The following is a 13,332-nucleotide window of genomic DNA, read 5'->3' as shown; positions in this document are numbered from 1 at the left end:
TTGGTGTTGTGTTAGATACTGCATAGTGGACGCGGTGTTTTTGTTGTTGTTTTGTTTTTAGCAGGATGTTTGTTGTTTGTTGGTAAATTAGTACCAGTCGTCTGCACATCTTGCGATGCTTCCAACTCTGGCCTATCAACCCCATAGTCTGTGGGGTACCTCGAGTGAAACCTCATCTTAGAACAGGCTTCCCGCTTAGATGCTTTCAGCGGTTATCCCTTCCGTACGTAGCCAACCAGCGCTGCTACTGGCGTAACAACTGGCACACTAGAGGTACGTCCGTCCCGGTCCTCTCGTACTAGGGACAGCCTTCTTCAAGTTTCAACGCGCGCGGCGGATAGAGACCGAACTGTCTCACGACGTTCTAAACCCAGCTCGCGTGCCGCTTTAATGGGCGAACAGCCCAACCCTTGGGACCTACTCCAGCCCCAGGATGCGACGAGCCGACATCGAGGTGCCAAACCATCCCGTCGATATGGACTCTTGGGGAAGATCAGCCTGTTATCCCCGGGGTACCTTTTATCCGTTGAGCGACACCACTTCCACACGTAGGTGCCGGATCACTAGTCCCTACTTTCGTACCTGCTTGAGTTGTCACTCTCACAGTCAAGCTCCCTTGTGCACTTACACTCAACACCTGATTGCCAACCAGGCTGAGGGAACCTTTGGGCGCCTCCGTTACATTTTAGGAGGCAACCGCCCCAGTTAAACTACCCACCAGGCACTGTCCCCAACCCAGATCATGGGCCAAGGTTGAGGTGCTCAATCCGATCAGAGTGGTATTTCAACTTGCGACTCCACACCACCTAGCGATGATGCATCAACGTCTCCCACCTATCCTACACAAACCGAACCAAACACCAATACCAAGCTATAGTGAAGGTCCCGGGGTCTTTTCGTCCTGCCGCGCGTAACGAGCATCTTTACTCGTACTGCAATTTCACCGGGCCTGTGGTTGAGACAGCAGGGAAGTCGTTACGCCATTCGTGCAGGTCGGAACTTACCCGACAAGGAATTTCGCTACCTTAGGATGGTTATAGTTACCACCGCCGTTTACTGGGGCTTAAATTCTCCGCTTCGCGCACCGCAAGGGTGTGCTAACAGGTCCTCTTAACCTTCCAGCACCGGGCAGGCGTCAGTCCGTATACATCAACTTCCACGTTTTCGCACGGACCTGTGTTTTTAATAAACAGTCGCTTCCCTCTATTCTCTGCGACCACCACCAGCTCAATCAGTCTGTCACCAGCAGTGGTCCCCCTTCTCCCGAAGTTACGGGGGCATTTTGCCGAGTTCCTTAACCACAGTTCACCCGAACGCCTTAGTATTCTCTACCTGACCACCTGTGTCGGTTATGGGTACGGGCCATGTACACACTCGCTAGAGGCTTTTCTCGACAGTATAGGATCACCAACATCCCCAACAATGGGTACGCATCACGCCTTACCCTTATATGTGATACGGATTTACCTATATCACGGGCCACACGCTTACACCACAATCCAATAAGTGGCTTGGCTACCAACCTGTGTCACCCCATCACTTGGCTACTACCAGATCAGGTCCCACGCACGCCCACCACAGATACAACAAGTTGCATATTGTGATGCTTGTGGGTGGTTAGTATCCCCGATTCACCATTGGGCGCGTATACACGGGTACCAGAATATCAACTGGTTGTCCATCGACTACGCCTGTCGGCCTCGCCTTAGGTCCCGACTCACCCTGGGAAGATTAGCTTAACCCAGGAACCCTTAGTCATCCGGCGGATATGTTTTCCACATATCATTCGTTACTCATGCCTGCATTCTCACTCGCACACACTCCACACCATCAAGTTACCCAGGTGCTTCATCGTCGTGCACGACGCTCCCCTACCCAACCAACAAATGTTGATTGCCGCGGTTTCGGCGGTGTACTTGAGCCCCACTACATTGTCGGCGCAGAACCACTCGACCAGTGAGCTATTACGCACTCTTTCAAGGATGGCTGCTTCTAAGCCAACCTCCTGGCTGTCTTCGCGATCCCACATCCTTTCCCACTTAGTACACGCTTAGGGGCCTTAACCGGCGATCTGGGCTGTTTCCCTCTCGACCAACGGAGCTTATCCCCCGCAGTCTCACTGCCGTATTCTGACTTCACTGGCATTCGGAGTTTGGCTGACATTGCTAAGATTGTGGTCCCGCTCAACCAACCAGTAGCTCTACCTCCAGGAAGAAACACACGACGCTGCACCTAAATGCATTTCGGGGAGAACCAGCTATCACGGAGTTTGATTGGCCTTTCACCCCTACCCACAGCTCATCCCCTCAGTTTTCAACCTAAGTGGGTTCGCGCCTCCACAGCATCTTACTGCTGCTTCACACTGGCCATGGGTAGATCACCCCGCTTCGGGTCCAGAACATGCCACTAAAAACACCCTCGTTAGGATTCGCTTTCGCTACGACTACCCCACACGGGTTAACCTCGCGACATGCCGCTGACTCGCAGGCTCATTCTTCAAAAGGCACGCCATCACCCCACACAGAGGCTCTGACGGATTGTAAGCACACGGTTTCAGGTACTATTTCACTCCCCTCCCGGGGTACTTTTCACCATTCCCTCACGGTACTATTCCGCTATCGGTCAACTTGAGTATTTAGGCTTACCGGGTGGTCCCGGCAGATTCACAGCAGATTCCACGAGCCCGCTGCTACTCGGGGACACCAACAACACAACCAACACCACCTTCACGTACGGGACTCTCACCCTCTACGGCAGGTCATCCCAAACCACTTCCGCTAACAGCATTGACATTGCGCACCCAGCTGGCAGACCAGGAAAGTTGAACCCCACAACACCACACACACAACCCCTGCCAGGTATCACATGCACATGGTTTAGCCTCATCCACGTTCGCTCGCCACTACTAGCAGAATCACAATTGTTTTCTTCTCCTACGGGTACTGAGATGTTTCACTTCCCCGCGTAACCCCCACACCAGCTATGAATTCACCAGTGGGTAACCGCACATAACCACGGCCAGGTTTCCCCATTCGGACATCCTCGGATCAACGCTTTATTGGCAACTCCCCGAGGCTTAACGCAGCCTTACACGTCCTTCATCAGCTCAAGCTGCCAAGGCATCCACCGTGTGCCCTTAACCAAACAACACACACACAAAAAATTGCCAAAGACAAAAAATACTAAAAACAAAGAACAAGAAAAAAAAATTAATTCTCACCCCACCCACACAACACACAGTCATGCAGGCACAATGAAATTACATCGCGTCCACTATACAGTTCTCACACAACACACCCCACCACCACCAACCACCCACACCCCACAAAAAAAGAGGCACAAAAAAAGGCAGCAGTAGCAGCAAGGCCACCAGAAACACACACATGCATGTTCCAGACACCCAACAGCACACCAACACACACAGTTTGAGAAACACAAATCGCAACACACAACGTGGTGCGCATCATCCAGTCGATGCCACAAACCCCAACACCAGCCACACCCACCGTGTGGCACACATTCGTGTCGGGGTGGCATGCTCCACCCGGATTAGAAAAAACAAATGGTGACTAACCAGTCACCAACACAAAAAAAATATATGCTCCTTAGAAAGGAGGTGATCCAGCCGCACCTTCCGGTACGGCTACCTTGTTACGACTTCGTCCCAATCGCCGATCCCACCTTCGACCACTCCCTCCCCACAAAGGGGTTAGGCCATGGGCTTCGGGTGTTACCAACTTTCATGACGTGACGGGCGGTGTGTACAAGGCCCGGGAACGTATTCACCGCAGCGTTGCTGATCTGCGATTACTAGCGACTCCGACTTCATGGGGTCGAGTTGCAGACCCCAATCCGAACTGAGGCCGGCTTTCAGCGATTCGCTCACCCTCACAGGCTCGCAGCGCGTTGTACCGACCATTGTAGCATGTGTGAAGCCCTGGACATAAGGGGCATGATGATTTGACGTCATCCCCACCTTCCTCCGAGTTAACCCCGGCAGTCTCTCATGAGTCCCCGGCCGAACCGCTGGCAACATAAGACAAGGGTTGCGCTCGTTGCGGGACTTAACCCAACATCTCACGACACGAGCTGACGACAACCATGCACCACCTGTATACAAGCCACAAAGGGAAAGACCATCTCTGGCCCAGTCCTGTATATGTCAAGCCCAGGTAAGGTTCTTCGCGTTGCATCGAATTAATCCACATGCTCCGCCGCTTGTGCGGGCCCCCGTCAATTCCTTTGAGTTTTAGCCTTGCGGCCGTACTCCCCAGGCGGGGCGCTTAATGCGTTAGCTACGGCACAGAAGTCGTGGAAGACCCCTACACCTAGCGCCCACCGTTTACGGCATGGACTACCAGGGTATCTAATCCTGTTCGCTCCCCATGCTTTCGCTCCTCAGCGTCAGTTACTGCCCAGAGACCTGCCTTCGCCATCGGTGTTCCTCCTGATATCTGCGCATTCCACCGCTACACCAGGAATTCCAGTCTCCCCTACAGCACTCAAGTTATGCCCGTATCGCCTGCACGCCCGAAGTTAAGCCCCGGAATTTCACAGACGACGCGACAAACCACCTACGAGCTCTTTACGCCCAGTAATTCCGGACAACGCTCGCACCCTACGTATTACCGCGGCTGCTGGCACGTAGTTAGCCGGTGCTTCTTATACAGGTACCGTCACCAAAGCTTCGTCCCTGTCGAAAGAGGTTTACAACCCGAAGGCCGTCATCCCCCACGCGGCGTCGCTGCATCAGGCTTGCGCCCATTGTGCAATATTCCCCACTGCTGCCTCCCGTAGGAGTCTGGGCCGTATCTCAGTCCCAATGTGGCCGTCCACCCTCTCAGGCCGGCTACCCGTCGACGCCTTGGTAGGCCATTACCCCACCAACAAGCTGATAGGCCGCGGGCTCATCCCTAACCGAAAAAACTTTCCACAACCGACACTAAACGATTGTCCTATCCGGTATTAGACCCAGTTTCCCAAGCTTATCCCGAAGTTAGGGGCAGATCACCCACGTGTTACTCACCCGTTCGCCACTCGAGCACCTAGCAAGCTGGGCCTTTCCGTTCGACTTGCATGTGTTAAGCACGCCGCCAGCGTTCGTCCTGAGCCAGGATCAAACTCTCCACAAAAAAACAAGAAAAAACATCTTGAATCAAAAAGGTCAGGAAAGCCTGAAACCAGACAAAAAACAAACAACCAGCCCACAACACAACAAAATGTGTCGCAAAAATGATTGTCCAAAAAAATAGATGAAAAAACATGTGTGCCGCCATCCGACGAGGAAAAACACGACACACAAACACGTCAAAGAAACAAAAACCATTCCCCAACATGCATCATCAACCAGCATTAATATTTCACAAGCAAGCAACTACTCGCCGGCCACACCAACACCAACCAACAACACACACCACAAGAAACAATCCCTGCTCCCCAAACAAAGCAAACCACAAAAAAATGCGATTCACCAGTGCATTGGTACACTATTGAGTTCTCAAACAACATGACCACCCAGCCCCACACACAAACAAAACCATGCGCAGAACTAAAGGAAGAAAGTGATTTCGTCCCGCTTGTTTTCCTCCCGCCTCAAACTCACAACCACCTTCATCAAAAGGCACTGTAAGAGGGCGCTGTCGGTCGCGGCGACTCACATAAAGTTACACACCCACCAACAACAACACAAATCCCCAGCACACAACGGGTTTTTAGGATCTCTACAAGGCGCTTCCTGGGCCTAACTGCTTCCACCACCGCACCCTGATCGCTTTAATTCGAGCAAAGGCCTCCTTTCGCCGCACTTCTCGTCGCCTACGGTCGTGACCGGCATTGGTAATCCTGTCTGTAATTCGGGCTCGGGAACGTCGGCAAGCAAATCCCCACATGAGTTGATGTTCGAGTCCTCGATGGATGTTCGAAAACCGGATCGTTTAGTGTCGCGTGCCTTGTCTAGCATGCGGGTTCATCACCGCTTAAGTGGCAGGGATTGTATTCACCTTCGCCGAGGCTCCTTGCACCACAAAGCAATCACGTTCGGATATAGACCAGTGAAGGAGGAGCCCGATGATGGTCATCGACACTCCCGTACCCGCTAACGGATACATGGACAAAAACCTCGAAGCCTTGCTCCATAGCGTTCCATCGGCGCTCAGGCGCGCAGCAAAGCTTCTTTCCTATGAACCACAGTGGGCGGTTGTTGGCGAGGCAACGGTCAAAATGTTGTTCGCGTTCGTTTATGAGGAAATCCGTCACCACCCTGCCGCCTATCGCGATTACCCCAAAGTGCATTCCCAAGAAATTTATGTATTTGGCACGATCCTGTATCGGCTGAGCCGTTTTGGGTACGTCGCTGGCCTGGAGCATCGCTTTCTAGAGAAGGAATTTCTGCTCGAGTATTCCAATGTCTACTCGTATCTCGCCAGCGAATGCTGCGAAAACGAGGTCGGCGACGTCTTTGTCAACCGGCACTTCCACCATCTTTTACATGTTCTTTCCCGACTTATGCCCGAAGCGGAGGATTTCTTCGACTGGATGGAGGAGATGGGCTTGCCCATCCCAGACTTATGTGGATTTGCAAAAGCGCCTATCAACCTGCAGTTTGCCGAAGCAGAAGATCTGGCCAGGAGTAGACAGCTGCAGCCAACACTGCCATTCCCCATGCCCGACGGGGTTTGGAACAAGCCAACAAGCGTAGAAACAAGCAGTCGAATGCGGCGCCACGTGGAAAGTTTGCATAACGCTAGACCCTGCATGGCAGCCAAGGCCGATGGGTTGCTCGGGGTCATGGCGCTTGCAGAGATCCTCGGTCTTCGACTTAGCGAAATCTCCGGGCTGACTGGGGATAGCCTGCAGCTAGACGACGACGGCCGCTACGTGCTGCATCTTCGCAGTGACCGAACACTTACAGTCCCTTTCCACATCGGGAAGGCTCTCCACAAGCAATTCTTCGCCCCCTGTGACGAACGAGAAAACGTATTCCACTTTTCGCACGAACGTCCTAACGGATACCCGATCGAGCTGCTCATCTTACCCAGCGACCTCGACATGGACTGGATGGACCGTAGCACCCAAATCAACTGGCTCGGCGGGTTGAGAACGCGCTGCTTTCAAGAGAAGCAAAAGAGCATGGATTTCGAATCGGCAAGCAAAGAGATGGGGTGTTTTGGTCCGCACGAGCGCAAGCGAATGCTCAAGATGCGCCATCAAAATATGCGGGAAGGTACCAACTGGAAAACCACTTCAGACGAGGCCAATCCCACGTTTTCGGAGTTCTGTGGCTAATAAAGAAGCCAGCAACGAAAAACCGGAACCTCACTGCCCGAAGGGGGAGTAAAGATTCCGGTTAACTGTGCCCAGGGGGGGACTTGAACCCCCACGTCCTTGCGAACACTGGCACCTGAAGCCAGCGCGTCTGCCAATTCCGCCACCTGGGCAGGCGACGTCACTATGTTGTGCGACTTGATTAAGATAGCACGCCACCTACCAGAATGGTCAAATTCGCAGTTCAAGGTACACATTTTGGAATTTAATCGGCGTGTTTCGCACCTGACTCGGAGTGTTTTTTCGCAACGCCAACCTATACTGTTGTAGTTAGTTGGCTTGCTTCCAGCCGTTTTTTGGTTGGAGCTGGATGGGATTTTCCCCTGACGGAGATAAAAGTAGGAGGTGTAAGCACCATGTCTTTCATGGGCAGAATCGCAAAACTGGATAGCGCCATGCAACGAGGACTGGACAACAGCTTCGCCTTAGTCTTCGGCGGAAGGGTTGTCCCAGCAGAGATCGAAGAAGTGCTCAAGCAGGAGTCCGAGGACAACCTCGTACATACCTATGAGGGCACGGTCGAGGCGCCAAACGTTTTTACAGTGCGGGTCAGCACCAAGGATGGGGCCAATCTATCGGCCACAGCCCCGAACCTACCCGCCGACTTCGCCGATCGGCTCACAAGGTTCCATCGCAACAATAGGTGGATCACTCCAGGGCTGGTGACGGTGTTTATTGAAGTGGACTCCTCACTCCATACCGGTCAATTGCGGGCTAGTTCCAAGGTAGACGCCAACGCCAGCGGCATGTCCGCTTTCATTGGCACACCTGATAACCCGGATGCAATACCAGCCGAGGGTGGAGCAGGTTTTCCAGAAAGGCAGATCGAAATGGCCCAAAGCTCACAGTGGCCAGGCACCGAACACCTTCCGGCGCAGCCGGCTGTTCCACAGGCCCCCACGCCAGCTCCCGAGCCCCCCGTCGTAGCCTACGAGCCACCGCGTCCGATCGTGAGCTTGCTGCTGCAGGACGGTTCCTCACGAACCTATGTGCTTCATGAGGGTTCCAACATCATCGGCCGCAGCAACGATGTGGATTTCCGCCTGCCCGACACGGGAGTATCACGACAGCATGCCGAAATCACCTGGGATGGCCAGCAGGCCATCGTCGTGGATCTGCAGTCGACGAATGGCACCAGTATCAACGGCATGCGCATCGATAACTGGTTACTGGCGGACGGTGATGTGATTACCGTCGGCCACTCCAATATCGAAGTTCGTATCACCACACCTGCATAGGAGAACTGCACTGATGGATTCCACAATTTTGCTGGTCCTGCGGATCGTTCTGCTTGTTGTGCTGTGGCTCTTTATTGTCTTCGCCCTCAACGCACTTCGACGCGACACCAAGACCGCGGCAGCTGGCACGGGTGCCGCGCCGGTAGTAGTCGATCCTGGCCCACGTGTGTCTGCCAAGTTCAAAGGCACAGTTCCACAGGCTTTGGTCATCGTCGACGGTCCAGCACAGGGCACGCGCCTTGATATCCGCGGCCTCGACAGCATCACCTTGGGGCGCGCCCCCGACTGCACCCTGGTGCTCGGCGATGATTACGCCTCGGCCCGCCACGCCCACCTGCTACGTCGCGGCAACGAGTGGTTCCTCGAGGATCTAGACTCCCGCAACGGCACCTATGTCGGTGGCGTGCGCATTGACCAGCCCGAGAAAGTGACGGTCAATAGCGATATCAAAGTTGGACAGACATCGGTGAGGTTGGTTCCTTAAACATGCTTAGACTCAATTTCGCCGTTGCCTCCGATCGAGGTCTCGTGCGTGGTAACAATGAGGATTCCGCGTACGCCGGCCCATATTTGCTGGCGCTTGCCGACGGCATGGGCGGCCACGCCGCGGGCGAGGTCGCCTCTCAGCTGATGATTAATCAGCTCATGCGGCTGGATGCCGATCCAGAGGACAACGATATGCTGGCGCTGTTGGCATCCGTTGCCGAGGATGCCAACCGCAACATTGCCCGAGGCGTGCGCGAAGCGCCGGAAACCGACGGCATGGGGACCACGCTGACCGCGCTGATGTTCAACGGGCACGAGTTCGGCCTGTGTCATGTCGGCGACTCTCGCGGCTATCGGCTACGCAATGGATCGTTGGAGCAGATCACCGTCGATGACACCTACGTTCAGTCGTTGGTGGATAAAGGCGAGTTGAATCCGGCGGATGTCTCCACACACCCGCGGCGATCCCTCATCCTCAAGGCCTACACTGGCCGCCCCGTTGAGCCCACGCTCAAGGGACTCGATGCTCGCCCAGGCGATCGCCTGCTGTTGTGCTCCGACGGGTTGTCCGACCCAGTGACCGCGACAACCATTGAGGAGACGCTGCGTCACGGCACTCCGCAGGATGCCGCCTATCGCCTCGTCGAGCTTGCTCTTCGCTCCGGCGGACCGGACAACGTCACCGTGGTCGTCGCCGATGTGGTCGAGGGTGACAATCCGGATATCGCCTTGCCCACCCAGGCGGTGATCGCTGGCGCGCTCAACGGTGAGCAGCCCGACGACCCCCGCCCGGACACCTCCGCGGGCCGCGCGGCGATTGCGATCGCATCCCGCCAGTCGCAGGTGATCGAACCGCCTTCGACGCCTTCTTCCCAAGCCTCCTCCTCGGAGGGGGCTTCGGCCGTTGCAGGGGCAGATTCATCTGCGACCAATCCCTCCAAGAAGCGCAGGATATGGACCATCCTCGCGGTGCTAGTTGTTCTCGCGCTGATCGCGGGCGGAGTGTTTTGGCTCCGGTCCTCGCTCAACGACACCTACTACGTCACCACCGACGGCGAGGAGATTGTCATCGAGCAAGGCACCAACATCGAGGTGGTGGGCATAAGCCTGCACAAGACCTACCAGCGGGCGTGCATCGATGACCAAGACAACATCACGTTGGTTGATGTCGATTCCACGCAGCCGTGCCACAGGTTTAGCCTCAGCGACCTCAAGGAGGCCACCCGCACCCAGGTTTCTACCCTGCCCGAAGGCAGCTACGACGATGTCCAGCAGCAGATCCAGCGGCTCGCCAAGGAGGCCCTGCCGATCTGTGTAACCCGCGCTGCGGATCCGAGTGCGTCGGCAAGCGAAACGGCCAGTGCAACGGCGACACTCACGACAGCGGCCACGAGTGCGGCGCAGTCCCCGTCGGCAAGCGCGACGTCGGCGGCACAGGCGACGCCGACTCCGACCGCGACCAACCAACCAACCTCAGCTCCGGGCGACCAACAAACCCCGGGCGTGAACTGCCGGGAGGTGAACTAGGTGAGCATCTTCAAGCGTATCGCCGCGCGACGGACTGAGTTCGCGCTGCTCGTCCTAGCCACCGCGATCATCGGCATCGCCGTGGTAACCCTCAACCTCGCCCAGGGCTCGGCCATCGACTCCGAGGTCTTCTGGGTGATCGGTGGCTTCATCGGCGTGTTTAGCATCGCCCACCTCGCCATCTGTATCCTGGCGCCGAATGCAGACCAGATCATGCTGCCGGTCGCGGCCTTGCTCAACGGGCTGGGCCTCATCATGATTTATCGCCTCGACCTCGCACTCGATAAGTCGCTGGCCTCACGCCAGGTGCTGTGGACACTTATTTCCGTGATTTTCATGGTTGGCGTTCTCATCGTGGTCAAAGACCACACACGCCTAAGCCGCTACTCCTATGTGCTGGGGCTGACCGGCCTCGTGCTGCTGGCGCTGCCGTTGGTGTGGCCGGTCAAGATCAACGCCGATGCCAACATCTGGATCTCCATCGGCCCGCTGTCCCTGCAACCCGGCGAGTTCTCCAAGATCTTGCTGCTGCTGTTTTTCGCCCAGCTCCTGGTAAACAAGCGAGCACTCTTCAACGTCGCTGGCGTGCGTTTCCTCGGCATGGAATTCCCGCGCCTGCGTGACCTTGCCCCCATCCTCGGCGTCTGGGGCGTGGCGATCTTGATCATGGCTGGCGAAAACGATTTCGGCCCGGCCCTGCTGCTGTTTAGCACCGTACTGGGCATGCTCTACATCGCCACCAACCGCGTGTCGTGGCTTTTCATCGGCGTGCTGCTGGTGGGTATCGGCGGCACCGCCGTCTATCAGGTCTCGGACAAGATTCAGGCGCGCTTTAACAATTTCATCGATCCGCTGGCGCACTATGACACCACCGGATACCAGCTATCCCAGGGCCTGTTTAGCCTTTCTTCCGGTGGGCTGACGGGTTCCGGGCTGGGCAAGGGCCACCCCGAGCTCATCCCCGTGGCCGAGTCCGACTTTATTCTTGCCGCAATCGGCGAGGAACTGGGTTTCGTGGGACTTTCCGCGGTGCTTGTCCTGTTCGCCATCTTCGTCACCCGTGGCATGCGCACCGCCATGATGACCAAGGACTCCTACGGAAAGCTCGTTGCGGCCGGCCTGTCGCTGACCATTGCGATCCAGATCTTCGTGGTCACCGGAGGTATCACGGCCCTTATGCCGATGACCGGCCTGACCACCCCGTTCATGTCACAGGGTGGTTCCTCACTCATGGCAAACTACATTCTTTTGGGCATCATCCTCAGGATCTCCAACTCCGCCCGATCTTCCCAGAAGCAGGAGGCATAAGGCGATGAATAGATCCATTCGATTCGCGGCCGTCTTCGGGCTGATCCTCACGGTTGTTTTGTTGGTTAACCTCACCGTCATTCAGGGATTTAGCCAAGAAAAGTACGCCGACAACCCGCTCAACCGCCGCAATTTCATCGAGCAAAAGCTCAGCCCCCGTGGCCAGATCTCGGCCGGCGGCCAGATCCTGGCCGAGTCGGTGCAAGATGAAAACGGCTACTACCAGCGCAACTATGTAGCTAATCCCATCGCCTACGGTCCGATCGAGGGTTATTCCTCCGATATTTATGGAAACTCCGGGCTGGAGTCGAGCTATAACTCGGTGCTTAATGGCACGCAGAAGACCACCAAGCAGTGGTGGCAGGAGCTCGTCGGCCAGAAGGAGACGGTGGGCAACCTGGAGCTCACGCTCCTTCCGGCGGCCCAGGAAGAGGCCTACAACCAACTGGCCAATTCCGGGTACGAGGGCGCGGTCGTGGCAATTCGCCCGTCCACCGGCGAGATCCTGGCTATGGCTTCCACGCCGAGCTACGATCCTTCGCTGATTTCTGACCCGGACACCGCCGAGGACGCGTGGGCACAACTCAACGCCGATGAAGGCAATCCGCTGCTCAACCACGCAACGCAGGAGACCCTGCCACCGGGCTCGACGTTTAAGGTGATCACCACTGTCGCTGGTTTGAACTCCGGCTACGGCCCGGATTCCACGCTCACCGGCGCCCCGCAGATTACCCTGCCGGATTCCACCACCACCCTGGAGAACTACGGCGGCCACACCTGTGCTGGATCGAGCACGGTCACGCTGCGCACGGCTTTCCAGTACTCGTGCAACACTGCCTTCGTAGAGATGGCCATCGGCTCGGGCATCGACGCGCTCAAGGATGCCTCCGCCGCCTTCGGCGTGGGCGAAACCTACGATCTGGGTATTCCGATGGCTCAGGGCACCATCGGTGAGATCAACTACGACGCGGAGCTGGGTCAGTCGGCCATCGGCCAGCGTGACGTGGCGATGAGCGTGTTGGAAAATGCCGTCATCGCAGCAACCGTCGCCAACGGTGGCACCCGAATGGAACCGCATGTGGTCTCGAAGGTGGTCGGCGATGATCTTTCGGTTTTGTCTGAGACCGAGCCGAAGGAGCTCAATCAGGCAATCACCCCGGAGATGGCCGCCACCATCACAGATCTCATGCGCGCATCCGAGCAGCATACAGCTGGCTACACCGGGGCGGATATCGCTTCCAAGACCGGTACCGCCGAGCACGGCGAGGACTCCCGCAATTCCAACCCGCACGCCTGGTACATCGCCTTCGGCCCCTCGGAGAACGCCGATGTGGCGGTCGCGGTCGTCGTCAAGAACGGCGGTGACCGTGGGCAGGCCGCAACCGGCGGTTCGGTCGCAGCCCCCATCGGGCGCGCGGTTATCGCAGCAGTGCAGAGAGCTCAGGGATAA

6 protein-coding genes, 1 tRNA gene and 2 rRNA genes are annotated in these 13,332 nt (G+C 56.3%); 6 read left to right on the top strand and 3 right to left on the bottom strand.

Going from position 1 to position 13,332, the window contains the following annotated elements:
• Nucleotides 1-68 precede the first annotated feature (68 nt).
• Nucleotides 69-3,150 (bottom strand): 23S ribosomal RNA (locus tag PAB09_RS00405).
• Nucleotides 3,151-3,609: 459 nt separating this feature from the next.
• A 16S ribosomal RNA gene (locus PAB09_RS00400) occupies nucleotides 3,610-5,132 on the bottom strand.
• Together the 16S and 23S rRNA genes form the textbook arrangement of a ribosomal RNA operon.
• 934 nt (nucleotides 5,133-6,066) lie before the next feature.
• Here PAB09_RS00400 and PAB09_RS00395 point away from each other — a divergent pair.
• Complete coding sequence (locus PAB09_RS00395) at nucleotides 6,067-7,284, top strand: hypothetical protein (protein ID WP_271034155.1); 1,218 nt, start codon at nucleotides 6,067-6,069, stop codon at nucleotides 7,282-7,284.
• A 68-nt stretch (nucleotides 7,285-7,352) separates the two neighbouring features.
• Here the strand turns inward: PAB09_RS00395 and PAB09_RS00390 are convergent.
• Nucleotides 7,353-7,436: transfer RNA gene (locus tag PAB09_RS00390), tRNA-Leu, on the bottom strand.
• A gap of 243 nt (nucleotides 7,437-7,679) precedes the next feature.
• On the opposite strand from PAB09_RS00390, the gene PAB09_RS00385 reads away from it, so the two are divergent.
• Genes PAB09_RS00385 through PAB09_RS00365 form a run of 5 tightly spaced genes read left to right on the top strand, consistent with a single transcriptional unit; the run spans nucleotide 7,680 to nucleotide 13,332 of the window.
• Nucleotides 7,680-8,561, top strand: coding sequence for a DUF3662 and FHA domain-containing protein (locus PAB09_RS00385; protein ID WP_271034154.1), 882 nt, complete (start codon nucleotides 7,680-7,682; stop codon nucleotides 8,559-8,561).
• Nucleotides 8,562-8,574: 13 nt separating this feature from the next.
• Nucleotides 8,575-9,045, top strand: coding sequence for an FHA domain-containing protein FhaB/FipA (locus PAB09_RS00380; RefSeq protein ID WP_271034153.1), 471 nt, complete (start codon nucleotides 8,575-8,577; stop codon nucleotides 9,043-9,045).
• 2 nt (nucleotides 9,046-9,047) lie between these two features.
• Entirely contained in the window at nucleotides 9,048-10,574 is a 1,527-nt protein-coding gene (locus PAB09_RS00375) for a protein phosphatase 2C domain-containing protein (protein WP_271034152.1), read from the top strand.
• A complete protein-coding gene (locus PAB09_RS00370) occupies nucleotides 10,575-11,882 on the top strand; it encodes an FtsW/RodA/SpoVE family cell cycle protein (protein ID WP_271034151.1) in 1,308 nt (435 codons plus the stop codon).
• 4 nt (nucleotides 11,883-11,886) lie between these two features.
• Nucleotides 11,887-13,332: a penicillin-binding transpeptidase domain-containing protein gene (locus PAB09_RS00365; protein ID WP_271034150.1), complete on the top strand. Its 1,446-nt coding sequence runs from the start codon at nucleotides 11,887-11,889 to the stop codon at nucleotides 13,330-13,332.

This window comes from Corynebacterium sp. SCR221107 (assembly GCF_027886475.1).
In the GTDB taxonomy this organism is placed as follows: Bacteria; Actinomycetota; Actinomycetes; order Mycobacteriales; family Mycobacteriaceae; genus Corynebacterium.
The sequence above is the reverse complement of the archived record's forward strand: the minus strand, read 5'-3'. Positions and strand labels throughout refer to the sequence as shown.